General features: G+C 71.0%; 14 protein-coding genes. 10 read left to right on the top strand and 4 right to left on the bottom strand.

Going from position 1 to position 16,926, the window contains the following annotated elements; genetic code table 11:
- Window positions 1–62 precede the first annotated feature (62 nt).
- The 5 genes from RS82_RS20665 (at window position 63) to serA (ending at window position 6,989) form a co-directional block, all read left to right on the top strand.
- The gene (locus RS82_RS20665; RefSeq protein WP_084695510.1) at window positions 63–3,326 is read left to right on the top strand and encodes a lamin tail domain-containing protein; all 3,264 of its coding nucleotides are present in this window, start codon (window positions 63–65) and stop codon (window positions 3,324–3,326) included.
- Window positions 3,327–3,407: 81 nt separating this feature from the next.
- The gene (locus RS82_RS20660) at window positions 3,408–4,262 is read left to right on the top strand and encodes a peptidoglycan-binding domain-containing protein (RefSeq protein WP_052676738.1); all 855 of its coding nucleotides are present in this window, start codon (window positions 3,408–3,410) and stop codon (window positions 4,260–4,262) included.
- 75 nt (window positions 4,263–4,337) lie between these two features.
- Window positions 4,338–4,874, top strand: coding sequence for a hypothetical protein (locus tag RS82_RS07405; RefSeq protein WP_045297949.1), 537 nt, complete (start codon window positions 4,338–4,340; stop codon window positions 4,872–4,874).
- Window positions 4,871–5,245: a hypothetical protein gene (locus RS82_RS07400; protein ID WP_045297948.1), complete on the top strand. Its 375-nt coding sequence runs from the start codon at window positions 4,871–4,873 to the stop codon at window positions 5,243–5,245. Before RS82_RS07405 ends, RS82_RS07400 begins: the two co-directional genes overlap by 4 nt.
- Before the next feature lie 139 nt (window positions 5,246–5,384).
- The gene (gene serA / locus RS82_RS07395; RefSeq protein WP_045297947.1) at window positions 5,385–6,989 is read left to right on the top strand and encodes a phosphoglycerate dehydrogenase; all 1,605 of its coding nucleotides are present in this window, start codon (window positions 5,385–5,387) and stop codon (window positions 6,987–6,989) included.
- A gap of 87 nt (window positions 6,990–7,076) precedes the next feature.
- On the opposite strand, the gene RS82_RS07390 is transcribed toward serA, so the two are convergent.
- On the bottom strand, window positions 7,077–7,622 hold the full coding sequence (locus RS82_RS07390) for a TetR/AcrR family transcriptional regulator (protein WP_045297946.1): 546 nt from the start codon (window positions 7,620–7,622) through the stop codon (window positions 7,077–7,079).
- A gap of 63 nt (window positions 7,623–7,685) precedes the next feature.
- Here RS82_RS07390 and RS82_RS07385 point away from each other — a divergent pair, with 63 nt between their 5' ends.
- From RS82_RS07385 to RS82_RS07365, 5 genes are all read left to right on the top strand, one after another.
- Window positions 7,686–9,227 (top strand): MFS transporter, encoded by a 1,542-nt coding sequence (locus RS82_RS07385; RefSeq protein ID WP_396653182.1) that lies wholly within the window; start codon window positions 7,686–7,688, stop codon window positions 9,225–9,227.
- A gap of 7 nt (window positions 9,228–9,234) precedes the next feature.
- Window positions 9,235–10,287 carry a 3-isopropylmalate dehydrogenase gene (locus RS82_RS07380; protein WP_045297945.1) on the top strand — a complete coding sequence of 351 codons (1,053 nt, stop codon included), beginning with the start codon at window positions 9,235–9,237 and terminating at the stop codon, window positions 10,285–10,287.
- A gap of 61 nt (window positions 10,288–10,348) precedes the next feature.
- Entirely contained in the window at window positions 10,349–11,455 is a 1,107-nt protein-coding gene (locus RS82_RS07375; protein ID WP_045297944.1) for a branched-chain amino acid aminotransferase, read from the top strand.
- Between the two features lie 110 nt (window positions 11,456–11,565).
- The gene (locus RS82_RS07370) at window positions 11,566–12,333 is read left to right on the top strand and encodes a fumarylacetoacetate hydrolase family protein (RefSeq protein ID WP_045297943.1); all 768 of its coding nucleotides are present in this window, start codon (window positions 11,566–11,568) and stop codon (window positions 12,331–12,333) included.
- On the top strand, window positions 12,326–13,627 hold the full coding sequence (locus RS82_RS07365; protein WP_045297942.1) for an MFS transporter: 1,302 nt from the start codon (window positions 12,326–12,328) through the stop codon (window positions 13,625–13,627). Before RS82_RS07370 ends, RS82_RS07365 begins: the two co-directional genes overlap by 8 nt.
- A gap of 19 nt (window positions 13,628–13,646) precedes the next feature.
- Here RS82_RS07365 and RS82_RS07360 read toward each other — a convergent pair whose 3' ends face one another.
- The 3 genes from RS82_RS07360 to RS82_RS07350 are packed head-to-tail and all read right to left on the bottom strand — an operon-like array spanning window position 13,647 to window position 16,893.
- Window positions 13,647–14,903, bottom strand: a complete 1,257-nt coding sequence (locus RS82_RS07360) for an alanine racemase (protein WP_045297941.1) — start codon at window positions 14,901–14,903, stop codon at window positions 13,647–13,649.
- Window positions 14,903–15,289: a RidA family protein gene (locus RS82_RS07355; RefSeq protein WP_045297940.1), complete on the bottom strand. Its 387-nt coding sequence runs from the start codon at window positions 15,287–15,289 to the stop codon at window positions 14,903–14,905. The genes RS82_RS07360 and RS82_RS07355 overlap by 1 nt, the downstream gene beginning before the upstream one ends.
- The gene (locus RS82_RS07350; RefSeq protein ID WP_045297939.1) at window positions 15,286–16,893 is read right to left on the bottom strand and encodes an N-acyl-D-amino-acid deacylase family protein; all 1,608 of its coding nucleotides are present in this window, start codon (window positions 16,891–16,893) and stop codon (window positions 15,286–15,288) included. The genes RS82_RS07355 and RS82_RS07350 overlap by 4 nt, the downstream gene beginning before the upstream one ends.
- Window positions 16,894–16,926: the final 33 nt, after the last annotated feature.

The following is a 16,926-nucleotide window of genomic DNA, read 5'->3' as shown; positions in this document are numbered from 1 at the left end:
CGTACACCGGATGATCGCCGCGGGGCCCGCGACGGTTCACCTCGCCGGGACACGGTCAGGGCGTGCGCGCCACGAACCGTGTGACCACAATCCTTGCGGCATCCGTTCTCCTCGTCGGGATCGCGGCCTCGGTCGGCTCTCCCGCCGGTGCGGCGGAATCGCGCCGAATCGTCGCGTCGACGGGCACGGTGTCGCTCGTCGAGGTCTCGCCGGCAGGCGTTCGGGGATCGGCTTCCGGGTTCTTCGAACTCGCGAATCCGGGGGATCGCCCGGTCGACCTCACGGGGTACGCGGTCTTCCGCTGCGACGACGAGGGTCTGCGCTCTCGCCCGTCGGATCCCGAGGCGGACCTGGGCGGAGTCGTCCTCGCGGCCGGGGAGCGGCGAGCGTTCCCCACACCCCGTCTCTCCGAGCGCGGGTACGGGCTCATCGTCGTCGCCCCGTCGGGCGGGATCGCCGACGCTCTGGCGGCGTACTCGGACGATCCCGTTCGGACGACGTCGGAATGCGGCGGGGGTGTCGAGCTGCCGGTGACCACAGCGGCGGCGCTCGGCGAGAGCTGGCAGCGCGCAGGGTCGTCCGACGACGGGCGCTGGGTGCGCGCCGTCGCGACCGCCGGGGAGCCGAACCGGCTTGCGAACGCCGCCGCCGAGCCGGTGCGGGTGTCCGAGATCGCCGCGGCGGGCCCGGCCGGGCGCGGCGACGACTTCATCGAGCTCGTGAACGACGGCACGGCGGTCGTGGACCTCGACGGCTGGCGGCTCTACCGCTGCACCGCCACCGGAGCGGTCCCGACCGAAGCGCTCCAGCACGTGTTCGGCGCGGGCGCCGCGCTGCCTCCGGGTGAGCGCCTGGTGATCGGAGGTCCCGGATTCGCGGAACACGCGGACATCCGCGTCGAGACGTCGCTGGCCGATCTCGTGCACGGTGCCCTCCTCGTCGACGCCGACGGACGTCGTGTCGACGGCGTCGGGGTGTCCTCGCGGGAGGACACCGCCTGCCAGACCGGACGCGACAAGCTGCCCTCGACGCTGGACTACCGCACGGGGCAGAGCTGGCAGCGGCAGGCCGACGGCGGCTTCGCGATCGCGAGTCGCACGCCGGGCGCACCGAACGCGGTTCGGACGGTCTCGGCATCCATCGCGCCGGCGTTCGGGTACGACGGCCCTCCGGGGGTGGCGGTGAGCGAGATCGCCACCGACCCCGAGCTCGACGGGATGCCCCGGCGCAACTTCGTCGAGCTCGCGAACTTCGGCGCGCGAGAGGTCGACATCTCCGGCTGGACGCTCGTCGCGTGCGGTGCCGACGGCTTCCGACGGTCGGACGACCTCGCCGTCGTGGCTTCGGGCACGGTGCTGGGTCCTGACGACACGTGGACGGCCGCCCTCCAAGGAACACCCGCGGCCGGTGCCGCCGACGCGGCGTACCCCGAGCCGCTCGAGCTCGCGGGAGCCGGCGTGTGGGTGCAGGACGCCGAGGGACACCGCGTCGACAGCGTCGGCATCTTCCACCGCAACGAGATGGACGACAGCGTGGACGTCCCGAGCCCGTGCACGAAAGGACTCGCGCTGTCGACCTTCGCCGTAGACCGGCTGCGCGGCGAGACGCTGCAGCGCACCGCGTTCACCGGCGATGACGCGAGTGACTTCGTCCCGGCCCCGGAGAGCCCGGGGGTGGTCGCCCCGCGCCGTGGGCTGTCTGCGGACGACGTGATCCGACACGCGCTCGACGACGCCCGATCGGACGCGGTCGATGCGGCCACGGGTGATGCGGCCGCGGGCCGGGCCGCGGCCATCGCGGTCGCGGTCGCGCCGGCGGACGGGGACGGCACCCCGCTGGAGGTGCAGGCGGCCCACGCCGGGTCCTGGCCCTCGCCGCTCACCAGCCGGACTGCGCCCGACGAGCGGGAGGTCTCCACCGCCGATCCGGCGGCTCGCGACGACGGGTACGACCTGCCCTATGTGCGGATGCGCGTGCGCCTGCCCGACGAGGGCGGGACCGTCTCGTGGCAAGGGCGCTCCGTCGGGCGGGCCGAAGTGCGGCTGTCGGTCTGGGTTCCTGCCGCCGCAACCGCGCGCCGCGCGGGTTGGCGCGCCCTCGACGAAGCCGCCGGCACGGCGACGGCGACGGATGCGGCCGCCACCGCACCGATCCGGCTGGAGGGCGTCGTGCGTGGCGAGGAGGTGGTCGGCGGCACGGTCGACCTGCTGGTGCAGGTGGTGCCGAGGACGGAGTCCGCGGCGCGCGACGCGGACGGACTCGCCGACCCCGCGGACTACGACCTCGCGCTCGGGCACATCACCGACACGCAGTACTACTCGGAGGCGTACCCCGAGGTGTACGCGGGCGAGGTGGCGTGGCTCGCCGAGAACGCCGGCGCGCGAAAGCTCGCCTTCGTCACCCACACCGGCGACCTGATCCAGAACTGGGTCGATCCGGCCCAGCCCGAGGATCGTGCCCGGCGGGAGTACGAGGTGGCGTCGCGGCTGCAGGGGGTGCTGGATGCGAACGGCATCGCCAACAGCGTGCTTCCGGGCAATCACGACAACAAGCGGGGCGTGAGCAACGACCTGTTCAACGAATACTTCGGGCCGGAGAGGTACCGGGACCAGCCGTGGTTCGGCGGTTCGCTCACGCCCGACGACAACAGCGCGAACTGGTCCTCGTTCGAGGCCGGCGGCGCACGGTTCGTCATGGTCTCGCTGCCTTACGCCTATGACGACCGGGAGATCGCGTGGGCCGAGGAGGTCATCGCCTCTCACCGGGACGCGAACATCGTCATCTCGACGCATGAGCACCTCACGCCGGCGACCGCCGAAGACGACGCGGAGCGTTCGACCACGTCGCGATGGGTCTCGCACGGCGACCGGCTGTGGGAGCGCGTCGTCGCGCCGAACCGCAATGTGGTCCTCGTGCTGTCCGGCCACTTCCACGGGCTCGGCGCGATCGTCACCGAGAACGCCGGGGGCATCCCGGGGCACACCGTGCTCGAGGCGCTCGCGGACTACCAGGAGTTCCGCACCCCGACGGGGGAGCGGGCGACGGGCTTCCAGCGGCTGCTGCAGGTCGATCTCGCCGCCGGCGTGCTGGCGGTGGACACCTTCTCTGTCCCGCTCGGTGCGACCGCGAGTCATCCCTATGACTACACGCAGTTCGTTCCCGACGACGGCGACGCCGCGACCCCGTCGAACGAGCGGCCATGGCGGATCCTTGCGCAGGGGCTCCAGCACCGCTACACCGAGGGTGACGACAAGTTCGCCGTGCCGCTGGCGCTGCAGTACGCGAAGGCGGTGGTGACCGATGCCGTCACCCTCGTGCGCGACTGAGGTATCAGGCCACGCGGGGATCGCCTCGGAAGCGGGAGGGGACGCGCGACCCCGCATTCCACTCAGAACAGAGGAGCTGTCATGAACGTCGAACCGTGGAGCACCGTCGGACCGGGATCGTCGTCGGCGATCGTCCCCGGCATCCAGTACCTCCTGCGAGCCCACGGCCATGCTGTGGCCGTCACCGGGACGTACGACCCCGCGACCACCGCAGCGGTCACGGCCTTCCAGACCGCGCATGCCGTACCCGCCGACGGCATCGTCGGACCCGTGACGTGGCCCAAGCTCGTCATCGCCGTGCAGCAGGGGTCGACCGGCGACGCGGTGCGCGCCGTCCAGCAGTTCGGGCTCGCGCGGTCCCCGGGGGAGCCTCCGCTCGTCGTGGACGGGAGCTTCGGCCCGATCACCAAGGAGCGGGTCGAGTTCTTCCAGGAGTCGTGGGGCCTCACCATCGACGGCGTCGCCGGCCGCGAGACCTGGTCGTTCTTCAGCACGTTCATGCCGGGCGACCGGCCGTGGGCGCTCGTGAAGCAGGGGTCGTCGCAGGCCACCAACTGGCGCGTCCTCGCCGCGCAGCACCTGCTGCGTGCGCACGGTGCGACCATCGCGGCCGACGGCGCGTTCGGCCCGCAGAGCGGTCAGGCCGTGAAGGCCTTCCAGCAGACGCTGCGCGCCGTCGAGATCTCGACGACGCTCGGACAACTCGACTGGCCGAGCCTCATCATCACCGTGAAGCAGGGCGACGGGCCCGCAGGCCCGAAGGGCGAGGCCGTGCGCGCCGTGCAGACGCTCCTCGCCGGGCTCACCGTCGACGGCGACTTCGGTCCGGCCACCGACGCCGCCGTCCGCGAGTTCCAGCAGCTGTTCGCCCCGCCGGTCGATGGGATCGTGGGCCCGGTCACCTGGCACACGCTGATGCTGCGGCTCTTCGAATGAGCGACGCGGGCCCGGGTGCCGCGACCACCGCGGGTGGCATCCGGGCTTGCCGGGCCGCGGCACTACGCTGAGAACGTGACGACCGGACGCGACGACGACGCCCTCACGTGGGACGGCGACGACGATCCCACGCTCGACCACGGCGGAACCGGCGAGCCGGAGGAGGAGCCCGAGACTGCGGCCGCGGCATCCCCGGCCGAACTCCCGAAGGGCTTCACCGCCGTCGGCAAGGGCAGCGAGACGCTCGGCTCCGCCGACGCGCCGGCGGCGGAATCGGTGCCCGAAGCGCCCACCGCCACCGCCCCCGACCGCCGGCCGATGGGCAACGGCGCTCTGATCGCGTTCGGCGTGCTCGGCGGCGTGTACGCCCTCTTCGCGATCGGCTGGCTCATCGGAGGCCTGCGCCTGCAGGGGAGGGCCCAGTACCTCGTGACCGACGTGATGTACCAGGGAAGCCTGTGGCTCGCCGTGCTGGCCCCCCTGCTGTGGTTCGCCACGACCCTGCTGCTGACCCGCGCCTCGCGCGCGTGGCTGCGGTTCACGTGGCTCGCGGCCGGGGTCGTGCTGCTGCTGCCCTGGCCTTTCGTGATGATCGGGGCTATCGGACAATGAGCGAGAACGCGATGGATGCTGCGCCTTCGGCCGCGAAGCGCGGCAAGACGCCCACGTGGCTCGTGGCGACGATCTCGGGCGCTGTGGGCCTGTTCTACGCCTACGCGGTCTGGAACGCGATCGGCAACCTCGTGATCACGCTTCAGACATTCGGGGGCGCGGGCGTCTCGCTCAACGCCCTCGGGTGGTTCATCTGGATCTTCGCCGCGGTGTTCCCGCTGCTCGTGTGGGGCGGAGCTTTCGCGATCGGCTACCGGCGCGCACCGCACGAGCTCCTCCTCGTGATGCTCACCGGCCTCGCGCTGGTAGCGGTGTTCTGGCTGAACGTGGTCGCGTACACCACGCTCAACTCCGCGTCCTTCCTGGGCTGAGCCTGCCGCAGGCCGTCATACGGTCGGGCGCTCCGCCGCGCGGGCGGTAGGCTGGCACAGGCCTCGCCCCCCGACGGCGTGCGGCGCGGCATCCGGTTCTGCTCCGCGCGTTCGCGCACCGCCCCACTAAGGAACACCCGTGCCGAAGCCTGTCGTCCTGATCGCCGAAGAGCTCTCTCCCGCCACGATCGATGCCCTGGGTCCTGACTTCGACGTGCGCAACGTCGACGGCACCGACCGCCCCGCACTTCTTTCGGCCCTTGCCGACGCCAACGCGGTGCTGATCCGCTCGGCGACGAAGATCGACGCCGAGGCGATCGCCGCCGCGCCCGTCCTCAAGGTCGTCGCCCGCGCCGGCGTCGGCCTCGACAACGTCGACATCAAGACGGCCACCACCGCCGGCGTCATGGTCGTCAATGCGCCGACCTCCAACATCATCTCGGCGGCGGAGCTCACGGTCGGTCACATCCTCAGCCTCGCGCGCCGCATTCCCGCCGCGCACGCGTCGCTCTCGGGCGGCGCGTGGAAGCGCAGCTCGTACACCGGCACCGAGCTCTTCGAGAAGACCGTCGGCATCATCGGTCTCGGCCGCATCGGCGCTCTGATCACGGCCCGCCTGCAGGCGTTCGATGTGCGCGTCATCGCCTACGACCCCTACGTCACGAGTGCCCGTGCACAGCAGCTCGGCGTGCAGCTGGTCACGCTCGACGAGCTGCTCGAGCAGAGCGACTTCGTCACGATCCACATGCCGAAGACCCCCGAGACCACGGGCATGATCGGCGCAGAGCAGTTCAAGATCATGAAGCCGACCGCGTACGTGGTGAACGTCGCGCGCGGCGGCCTCATCGATGAGGAGGCCCTCCACGCCGCCCTCACTGCCGGCGAGATCGCGGGCGCAGGCCTGGACGTCTTCACCTCGGAGCCCCCCGCGGAGGGCGGCACCGCTGCGGCACTGCTGGATCTTCCGAACGTCGTCGTCACCCCGCACCTCGGCGCCTCCACCGAAGAGGCGCAGGAGAAGGCGGGCGTCTCGGTCGCGAGGTCGGTGCGTCTCGCGCTCGGCGGCGAGCTCGTTCCGGACGCCGTGAACGTCGCGGGCGGCGTCATCGACCCGTATGTGCGCCCCGGCATCCCGCTCGTCGAGAAGCTCGGCCAGATCTTCTCGGCGCTCGCGAGGTCGCCGCTCACGAGCCTCGACGTCGAGGTGCACGGCGAGCTGCAGGGTTACGACGTCAGCGTTCTCAAGCTCGCCGCGCTGAAGGGCGTCTTCACGAACATCGTCAGCGAGACCGTGTCGTACGTGAACGCGCCGCTGCTCGCCGAACAGCGCGGCGTCGAGGTGCGCCTGCTCGTCGACGACGACAGCCCTGAGTACCGCAACGTCATCACCCTGCGCGGCGCCCTGTCGGACGGCTCGCAGCTCGCGATCTCGGGCACGCTCACCGGCCCGAAGCAGGTCGAGAAGCTCGTCGGCATCAACGACTACGCGATCGAGCTGCCGATCGAGACGAACCACGTCGTCATGCTGTACACCGATCGACCCGGCATCGTCGCGATCTACGGCCAGAAGTTTGGCGAGGCGGGCATCAACATCGCCGGCATGCAGATCGCGCGCCAGACGGCCGGCGGCCAGGCGCTGTCGGTCCTCACGGTCGACTCGCCGGTGCCCGACGCCCTGCTCGACGAGGTGAGCACCGCTATCCAGGCAGATCTGTTCCGCCAGATCGAGATCACCGAGTCCTGATTCCACGACGGATGCCGCGTCCCTGAGTCCTCGGCGAGGGCCGGGGCGGGGCATCCGTCGTTGCGTGCGGGCGAGACCCGGCGCAGGTCAGGGTCGCGCGGCGCGCTCCACCAGCGCGACCAGCGCGTCGAGCGCCTCGCCGCGAGGGACCGGACCGGGGATGGAGCCGCCCGCGAGGGCGTTGTTGAAGTAGAGGCCGTCGCTCACGAGCATCACGAGATCGAGCGCCGTGGCGTCCCTGGTGTGGGGTTGAAGCACGGCGGCCCAGTCTTCTCTGATGTGCCGCAGCGCGTCGCTCGCCGTCGCGTCGCCTCCCTGGGCCAGTCGCGACGTCGCGAGGATGGCTCGGTCGATCGGGTCGTTCGCCATGACCGACGTGTGCAGGAAGTAGGCGATCGGGCCCTCCGGCGCCGACGCCATCCTGTCGACGTCCGCCTGCACGAGCTCCCGCAGCCGGTCGATGAGCGCGGCTGCGAGAGCTTCCTTCGTGCCGAAGTGGTACAGCAGGCCGCCCTTGGAGACGCCCGCGGCCTTGGCGGTGGCGTCCATCGTCGCGGCTCGCTCGCCCTCCTCGATCAGGATCTGCTCGAAGGCGTCGAGCACCTTCTCGCGGGCGAGGGGAGGACGGCTCATGGCCTCGATCGTATCGACGGGTGTCTGAGCATTCTGTTACTATACCGGCTGGACGGTATAGAAATGATGACACTCACTCAAGAACTCTCGCTCGCCGACGCCCAGGGGCGGAAGGTCGGCTGGCGCGGCTGGGCGGCGCTGGTCGTGCTGATGCTGCCGGTGCTGCTCGTCTCGGTCGACAACACGGTGCTGAGCTTCGCGCTGCCGTCGATCGCGCTCGAACTGGGGCCGTCGAGCGCCCAGCAGCTGTGGATCATCGACGCATACCCGCTCGTGCTCGCGGGTCTGCTCGTCACGATGGGCACGCTCGGCGACCGGTTCGGACGGCGACGGATGCTGCTCATCGGCGCGACCGGCTTCGCCGCCGTGTCCGTGCTCGCGGCTTTCGCGCCGAGCGCCGTGTGGCTGATCGCGGCGCGCGCGGCGATGGGCGTGTTCGGCGCGATGCTGATGCCGTCGACGCTCTCGCTGCTGCGCAGCATCTTCACCGACCGCGATCAGCGGCGTCTCGCGATCGCGGTGTGGGCGTCGATGTTCTCCGCCGGTGCCGCACTCGGCCCGGTCGTCGGCGGACTGCTGCTCGAGCACTTCTCTTGGGGCTCGGTGTTCCTCCTCTCGGTCCCTGTGCTCATTCCGCTGCTGGTGCTGGCGCCGCTGCTCGTGCCGGAGAGTCGCGACCCCAAGCCGGGCCGCATCGACCCGCTCAGCATCGCGCTGTCGATGGCGACGATGATCCCGATCGTCTACGGCATCAAGGAGCTCGCGGTGCACGGGTTCACGGTCGCCGCGTGGCTGCCGATGCTCGTGGGCCTCGGCTTCGGCGTGCTCTTCGTGCGTCGCCAGCTGCGCGCCAAGACCCCGATGCTCGACATGCGGCTGTTCGGTCTCGGCACGTTCAGCGGCGCGCTGCTGGTGAACCTCCTCAGCGTGATCGCGCTGGTCGGCTTCCTCTTCTTCGTCGCGCAGCATCTGCAGCTCATCGTCGGGCTGTCGCCGATGCAGGCGGGTCTCGCGCTCGTGCCGGGCCTCGCGATGATGATCCTGGCGGGCCTCGCGGTGGTGCCGATCTCGAAGAAGTGGCCTGCCCGCATCGTGGTGCCGACGGCGCTGGTGTTCTCCGTCGCGGGCTATGTCGCGGTGGCGTTCGCGACCGGGCCCGACAGCATCGGCACGCTCGTGGCGGCGTTCATCTCGCTCGGGATCGGCATCGGCGCGGCCGAGACCGTGTCGAACGAGCTGGTGCTCTCGAGCGCACCGCCCGCGAAGGCGGGCGCCGCGAGCGCAGTGTCCGAGACCGCGTACGAGCTCGGCGCCGTTCTCGGCACGACGGTGCTGGGCGGCATCCTGACGGCTCTCTACCGCTCGAATCTCGTGGTACCGGACGGCGTCCCGGATGCCGCGGCCGCGGCCTCGTCTGAGACCCTGGCCGGTGCGGTGCACGCGGCCGGCCGGATCGGCGGGGCGACGGGCGACGCACTGTTCGAGGCGGCGGCCACCGCGTTCGACGCCGGCGTCACGGTCACTGCGCTCATCGGGGCGGCCCTCGTGGTCGTCGCGGGGGTCATCGCGGCCACTACCCTGGGAGGGTCCCGCCAGAAGTCGTAGGAGCACCATGTCGCGTGTCGTGAAGCTGGCCGTCATCCCGGGTGACGGCATCGGTCCGGAGGTCATCGCCGAAGCGGAGAAGGTGCTCGACGCCGCGACCGCGGGCAGCAGCATCCGTTTCGAGAAGACGCGGTACGCGCTGGGCGCCGCCCGCTATCTCGAAACGGGCGACACGCTCACCGACGACGACCTTGACGCGATCAAGACGCACGATGCGATCCTCCTGGGAGCCGTCGGAGGACTGCCCGGCGACCCGCGGCTGAAGAACGCGAACATCGAGCGCGGGCTGCTGCTGAAGCTGCGCTTCGAGCTGGACCACTACGTCAACCTGCGCCCGTCGAAGCTGTACCCGGGAGTGCCGGGACCGCTGGCCGAGCCGGGCGACATCGACTTCGTCGTCGTCCGCGAAGGCACCGAGGGGCCGTACGTCGGCAACGGCGGGTCGATCCGCACCGGCACGCCGCACGAGGTGGCGAACGAGACCTCGGTGAACACCGCCTTCGGCGTCGAGCGGGTGGTGCGCTATGCATTCGACCTGGCCGAGCGGCGCCGCAAGAAGCTCACCCTCGTGCACAAGACGAACGTGCTCGTCCACGCCGGCGGGATCTGGAAGCGCCTCGTCGACGAGGTGGCGCTGGAGCACCCTGACGTCGCCGTAGACTATCTGCACGTCGACGCGGCAACCATCTTCCTGGTCACGAACCCGGGCCGCTTCGACGTGATCGTCACCGACAACCTCTTCGGCGACATCCTGACAGACCTGGCCGGCGCCGTCACCGGTGGCATCGGCCTCGCAGCCTCGGGCAACATCAACCCCGACGGCGCGTTCCCTTCGATGTTCGAGCCCGTGCACGGATCGGCGCCCGACATCGCAGGACAGCAGAAGGCCGATCCCACGGCCGCGATCCTCTCCGTCTCGCTACTGCTCGATCACCTCGGGCTCACCGAAGAGGCACAGCGCGTCACCACGGCTGTCGAAACGGACATCGCGAACCGGGGCACCGCATCGCGCAGCACTGCGCAGATCGGCGACGCCATCGCCGGCCGGCTCCCGGCGTAACCTGGAACCGGCAAGCGCCTCTCCATCCAGCGGCTCGACCGCACGAAAGCACAGGCTCGTCATGACCCTCATCGATTCCGATCCCGACACCGGACTCGCACCTCTCGAGTTCACCGTCAACCGCAACCTCCAGGCGAAGAGCGCCGCAGAGCGCGAGCAGATCCTCGCCAACCCCGGCTTCGGCACGAGCTTCACCGACCACATGGTCGACATCTGCTGGTCGGTCGGCGGCGGATGGCACCGACCGCGCGTCCAGCCGTACGGCCCGCTGACGCTCGATCCCGCCGCGGCGGTGCTTCACTACGGGCAGGAGATCTTCGAGGGCATCAAGGCCTATCGCCACGCGGACGGCTCCATCCACACCTTCCGCCCCGACCAGAACGGCCGTCGCCTGCAGCGCTCCGCGCGTCGCCTCGCGCTGCCCGAGCTGCCGGTCTCGTACTTCATCCAGTCGCTGCGCGAGCTCATCGCCGTCGACGCTGCGTGGGTGCCCTCCGGCGACGATCAGAGCCTGTACCTGCGCCCGTTCATGTTCGCCAAGGAGGCGTTCCTGGGCGTCCGTCCCGCCCACAAGGTCGGCTACTACGTCATCGCCTCGCCCGCCGGCGCTTACTTCAAGGGCGGCGTGCAGCCGGTCTCGATCTGGCTCAGCGAGGACTACGCCCGCGCCGGCAAGGGCGGCACGGGTGCGGCCAAGACGGGCGGCAACTACGCTGCGAGCCTGCTGCCGCAGTCCGAGGCGTACGAGAACGAGTGCGACCAGGTCGTCTTCCTCGACCAGGACCGCAACGTCGAGGAGCTCGGCGGCATGAACGTGGTGTTCGTCTACAAGGACGGCACCATCGTCACCCCGCAGTCCGATTCGATCCTCGAGGGCATCACGCGCGACTCGATCCTGCAGCTCGCGGCCGACCGCGGCCACAAGGTCGAGGGTCGTGCGGTCTCGTTCGACGAGTGGCGGCAGGGCGTCGCGTCCGGCGACATCGTCGAGGTGTTCGCCTGCGGCACGGCAGCCGTGGTCACCCCGATCGGCGTACTCAAGGGCAAGGACTTCCTCGACGAGCAGCCGACCGGCTCGCTCGCCCTGTCGCTGCGCGAGGAGCTCACCGACATCCAGTACGGCCGCCGCGAAGACAAGCACAACTGGCTCGTGCGCCTCGACGGCTGACCCGCGCGCACACCCGGTCTTGTGGAGCGGACGGATGCTGCGGCATCCGTCCGCTTCATCGTTCCGGTGCCCCCCGGGCCGGCGTCGGCTCTTCTCGCTAGGCTGAGCGGGTGAGGATCGCGCGCTTCAGCCACAACGACGCCATCAGATTCGGGATCGTCGACGAGGGCGAGCTGGTCGTCCTCGCGGGCGACCCGATGTTCGCCGGGTACGAGACCACCGGAGAGCGTGTGCCGCTCGCCGACGTCGCGCTGCTGGCGCCGGTGATCCCCCGGTCCAAGATCGTGGCGGTCGGCCGCAACTACCGCGATCACGCGGCGGAGATGGGCAACGACGTGCCGACATCGCCGATGCTGTTCTTCAAGCCGAACACCTCGGTGATCGGTCCGGGCGACGCCGTCGTGCTGCCCAAGGGGTCCGACTTCATCAGCTTCGAAGGCGAGCTCGCCGCCGTCATCGGCCGCATCGCCAAGAACGTCTCGGCCGAGAACGCGCTGGACTACGTGTTCGGCTACACCATCGCGAACGACCTCACGGCGCGCGACTGGCAGAAGTCGGACGGCCAGTGGGCGCGCGCCAAGGGCTTCGACACGTCGTGCCCGCTGGGCCCCGCGATCGAGACCGACTTCGACGTGAACGGCCCGGCCGTCATCACGACCCGGCTCAACGGCGAGGTCCGCCAGCAGGGGCCGATCAGCGACATGATCTTCTCGCTCGCCGATGTCATCGCCTTCGCCTCGGCCGCCTTCACGCTTCTGCCGGGCGACGTCATCCTCACGGGCACCCCCGCCGGGGTCGGCCAGATCAGCGCGGGCGACACCGTCGAGGTCGAGATCACCGGGCTCGGGACGCTCCGCAATCCCGCCCGCGATGCCTGAGACCGGATCAGAACCGGCGGTCGACCTCGCGCCGAGCGCTCAAGAGGTCGTGCGCGTCCAGCGACGCACCGTGTGGGTCCTGTCGGGCGGGCAGGTGCTCGGCGGGCTCGCGTTCGGTGCGACCCTGTCGCTGGGTGCGGTGCTGGCGGCCGAATTGTCCGGCGAGGACGCGTTCTCGGGGCTTGCGGCCGCCGCCGTCACCTTCGGCACGGCGTTGACGGCGGTGCCCCTCGCAGCGATCGCCCGCCGCCGCGGCCGCAGGCTGTCACTCACCACGGGGATGGCAGTCGCACTCATCGGAGTGGGCCTCGTCATCTTCGCGGTCGCGCTGCGATCGTTCCCGCTGCTGCTCGCGGGATTCCTCATCATCGGCTCGGGGCAGGCCGCGAACCTGCAGTCCCGCTTCGCCGCGGCGGATCTCGCGACGGATGCCTCCCGCGGCCGTGACCTGTCGATCGTGGTGTGGGCGACCACCGTAGGGGCCGTCCTCGGCCCGAACCTCACAGGTCCCGGCGAGCTGATCGGCGGGGCCATCGGAATGCCGCCGCTGACAGGTGCGTACCTGTTCACGATCGTCGCGCAGGGGCTCGCCATCGTCCTGTACCTCGTCGCGATGCGACCCGACCCGCTGCTGCTCGCGCAGCGCGTCGTGGCCTCCGCGAAGGCGGGCAGCCGAGCGATCGCCAAAGCCGACCGGCCCGTGGCCGCGCGCTACGCGATCTTCGCGGTCGCTGCGGCCCACGGCACGATGGTCTCGGTCATGGCCATGACCCCCGTGCACCTGGCGCACCTGACGCACGAGGCGTCGGAGGCAGCGACGCTGTCGATCATCGGTCTCACGATCAGCCTCCACATCGCCGGCATGTACGTGCTCTCACCGGTCTTCGGCATCCTCGCCGACAAGATGGGGCGCGTGCCGACGATCCTCGTGGGTCAGGCGCTGCTCGCCGCCGCGCTGTTGACGGCCTCCTTCGGCCAGGCCTCGACGACTGCGGTGACCGTCGCGCTGGTGCTGCTGGGGCTCGGGTGGAGCGCGTCGACGGTCGCCGGCTCCACTCTGCTCACCGAGTCGTCATCTGAGGAGCTGCGCACCAGGCGGCAGGGTATCAGCGACTTCACGATGAGCATCGTCGGCGGCGTCGGCGCGATCATCGCCGGCGCACTGCTCGGCTGGATCGGCTACGGCGGGCTCGCACTCGTCGTGATGGTGCTCGTCGCCGCCTCGGTGCTGCTGTCGCCACTCGGCTGGCGGGCGTCGACAGCTGCGACGCCGGAAGCCGTGTCGGGCGCCTGAGCGCAGCTCGGCACGATCCTCAGAACCGCGTCTCGACGAGGTCGGTCACGATCGCGGCCTCGAGATCCTCCACGGAGTCCACCACCGGCACGAGGCGCCACTTGTCGAGCATCGTGCACGGGTGCGAGAGTCCGAACACCACGAGATCGCCCATGGCCAGCGGCGAGTCGGCTCCGATGCGCACGAAGCCGTGCTGATCGCTGAGCTTGGTCGTCTCGGCGCCGGGAAGCGGCATCCGCTCGCCGTCGCTCGTGATCGCGTACAGCGGCGTCGGCAGTCCCTCGTCGTACGGGAAGTCGCGCTTGCCGGCATCGACGATCGCGGTGTCGGCGTCCAGCCGCGACACCACTCGTGCGACCCCGCGCGCCGCGGGGCGGAGCCCCGATCCCTCGAACGGCGAGTTCTGCCGGTAGTAGCCGTGGTCGTGCACGATGTACGCGCCCGAGCGAAGTACGAAACGCGCGCCGTCGCCCCCCACCGATGCCGCGGCGAACGCCGTGCCGACGACGTCCGGGTAGGCACTGCCGCCGGCCGACACCAGTACGTCGCCGTCATCGTAGAGCGGGCCGACGGCGTCATGGACGGCGAGCAGCTCGTCGATGTACGCCCCCGCCGACGCCAGCGCCTCCGCGCCGCGCCCGTGCGCGACCGAGCCCTCGTACCCGGTGATGCCGGCAAGGCGCACCGCCGGCGAGGCCGCCGCGCGCTCGGCCACCGCGACCGCCGCCGTCAGCGAGCGGGCGCCGGTGCGGCCGCCCGGGCGGCCCACATCCACGAGAACCTCGAGCGGCCGCTCCACCGGGCCGAGGGCGCGCTCGATCGCCTCGATCCCGGCGACATCGTCGACCCAGCTCCACACCCGGGTGCCGCGCGCGACGACGTCGGCGGTCCAGCGGATCGCCCCCGGTTGCACCAGTTGGTTGGCGAGCATGATCGCCGGAATGCCGGCATCCACCGCCACGCGCAGCTGCGAGGGGTTCGCCACCGTGATGCCGGTGGCGCCCGCATCGAGCTGCCGATGCCACAGCTGCGGCGCCATCGTGGTCTTTCCGTGCGGCATGAGCTCGAGCCCGCGCGCGGCCACCCAGCCTGCGAGGAATGCGATGTTGTCGTCGAGCACGCTGTCGTCGAGCACGACGAGGGGTGTCCACAGGTCGGCGAGCCGCGGCTCACGCGTCAGGAATTCGGCGACGGTCAGGCCCGCGGCATCCGACGGCAGTCCCTTGTCGGCCCCGCCGAGCACGCGATCGGCGATGCCGCGCTGCGCGGCCGGCATCACTCGCTCGGCAGCACGGCGACGACGTCGATCTCGACGAGGATGTCGTACAGGTCGGAGCCGACCGTGGTGCGCACCGGGTACGGCTCGGTGAAGAACTCGGCGTAGGCGCGGTTGTAGTCGGCGAAGTCGCGCTTGAGGTGCTGCAGGTGGGCCGTGACCTTGACGACGTCGTCGAAGGAGGCGCCCCTGGCGGCGAGCACGCTGCCGACGTTGCGCAGCACCTGCTGTGTCTGCTCGTAGACACCGCCCGGCACGACCTCACCCGTCGCGGGGTCCTGCGGGCCGAAGCCGGCGGTGAAGAGCAGACCCGCGGCGGCGACGCCGTGGCTGTAGGGACCGGCGGGCTTCGGAGCGTTCTCGATGAGGACGGCTTGCTTGGTCATGTGGTTCCTTTCGAGGGAGAGGGGGAACGGCGAAGTCCTCGCCCGGCGAGCGCGCCAGTGAGCTCTCCGTCGCGCAGCGCGTGCGTGCCGTTGACGAAGACGTCGTCGATGCCGCGTGCGAGCCGCTGCGGGTCGTCGTAGGTGGCGGCATCGGCGACGGTCGCCGGGTCCACGATCGCGATGTCCGCGACCGCGCCAGGACGCAGGATGCCGCGATCGACGAGTCCGAACCGTTCGGCGGTGTGCGCGGCGAGGTGGACGGCGGCACCGTCCCACGTGAACGAGCGTCCGACGTAGGTGCCGAGGAACCGGCCGAACGCGCCCCACGCGCGGGGGTGGGGCACAGCCCCGATGAAGATGCCGTCGGAGCCGCCGGTGTGCCCCGGATGCGCGAACAGCTGCGCCAGGTTCTCGATCGCGCGCTCGTCGCGCACCGCCATCACCGCGTTGACCTCCATCCGCCCCGCGACGAGGAGGTCGAGCGTCGCCTCTTCGACCGAGGTCTGCCGACGGTCGGCGATCTCGGCGAGGGTCCGCCCGGGCGCCCAGGCCCAGTCCGTCGCGGGCGTATGCCCGACGCGGATCATCGAGGGCCAGTCGGGTCCGAGGCTCGGCTTGTGTGCCACGGTCGGGAACCATTCGTCGAGCAGACGGGCACGCTCGGCGGGATCCGACAGCCGCGCGATCGCGTCGTCGACGGCCAGCGCGCTGTACTGCGGGGGCAGCACCGCCATCGAGACGAGCGTGCAGCCGCGCGTGTACGGGTACATGTCGAAGGAGAGGTCGGCTCCGGATGCCGCGGCCCCGGCCAGCAGGCGCTCGGCGTCATCGGCGTCCACGTGAAGATGCGAGACGTGTCCGCGCACGCCGTCGTGCGCCGCGCCGGGCGCGCAGATCGCGACGACCTCTTCGAGGCCGGCCGCAGTGTTGGTCTCGTACCCGCCGCGCATGTGCGTCACGTAGAGCCCGCCCGCGGCGGCCAGGGGAGCGCACAGTTGCGCGAGTTCGTCCGTGCCGGCGAAGATGCCGGGCACGTAGTCCAGCCCGGTCGACAGCCCGAGCGCGCCGGACCCCAGCCCGTCGGCCACGAGGCGCTGCATGTGCGCGAGCTGCCCGGCATCCGCTGGTCCCCTCGCCATGCCCATGACCGCATGGCGCACGGTGCCGGCAGGGACGAGGTACCCGACGTTGAGGGGCGTGGTGCCGTCGTAGGTGCGGAGCAGCTCTGCGACGCCGCCGCCCGTGTAGGTCGGATGTGGGCCGTTGATCGCCGCGAAGTACCGGCTCGCCCAGACGCCGTCGCCGGGGGCGTACGAGACGCCGTCCTGGCCGCCGATCACGGTCGTGATTCCTTGGCGCAGGAGTGCGAGCTGCACGTCGGGCCGGAAGACGGTCCCGTCCGCGTGTGCGTGCGCGTCGATGAAGCCCGGCATCACGAGGCGGCCGCGGCAGTCGACGACGTCATCACCTTCCCGTGCCGGGATGTCGCCGATCACGCCGATCCGATCGCCGAGGATCTCGACGTCCGCTTCGCGGGCGTCGCCTCCCGTGCCGTCGACCACGGTACCGCCGCGCAGCACCGTGCGGTCGGGGTGGGCGGTCATGCGGCCTCCGTCGTGCGGGGCCCGGCTGACCCG

The organism is Microbacterium trichothecenolyticum (assembly GCF_000956465.1).
Taxonomy (GTDB): Bacteria; Actinomycetota; Actinomycetes; order Actinomycetales; family Microbacteriaceae; genus Microbacterium; species Microbacterium trichothecenolyticum.
This window is presented reverse-complemented; position numbering and strand designations above follow the sequence as displayed.

Coding starts and splice junctions, on each gene's coding strand:
- RS82_RS20660 (WP_052676738.1), top strand. CDS start 3,408: ATGAACGTCGAACCGTGGAGCACCGTCGGACCGGGATCGTCGTCGGCG.
- RS82_RS07400 (WP_045297948.1), top strand. CDS start 4,871: ATGAGCGAGAACGCGATGGATGCTGCGCCTTCGGCCGCGAAGCGCGGC.
- RS82_RS07390 (WP_045297946.1), bottom strand. CDS start 7,622: ATGAGCCGTCCTCCCCTCGCCCGCGAGAAGGTGCTCGACGCCTTCGAG.
- RS82_RS07385 (WP_396653182.1), top strand. CDS start 7,686: ATGATGACACTCACTCAAGAACTCTCGCTCGCCGACGCCCAGGGGCGG.
- RS82_RS07380 (WP_045297945.1), top strand. CDS start 9,235: ATGTCGCGTGTCGTGAAGCTGGCCGTCATCCCGGGTGACGGCATCGGT.
- RS82_RS07375 (WP_045297944.1), top strand. CDS start 10,349: ATGACCCTCATCGATTCCGATCCCGACACCGGACTCGCACCTCTCGAG.
- RS82_RS07365 (WP_045297942.1), top strand. CDS start 12,326: ATGCCTGAGACCGGATCAGAACCGGCGGTCGACCTCGCGCCGAGCGCT.
- RS82_RS07360 (WP_045297941.1), bottom strand. CDS start 14,903: ATGCCGGCCGCGCAGCGCGGCATCGCCGATCGCGTGCTCGGCGGGGCC.
- RS82_RS07355 (WP_045297940.1), bottom strand. CDS start 15,289: ATGACCAAGCAAGCCGTCCTCATCGAGAACGCTCCGAAGCCCGCCGGT.
- RS82_RS07350 (WP_045297939.1), bottom strand. CDS start 16,893: ATGACCGCCCACCCCGACCGCACGGTGCTGCGCGGCGGTACCGTGGTC.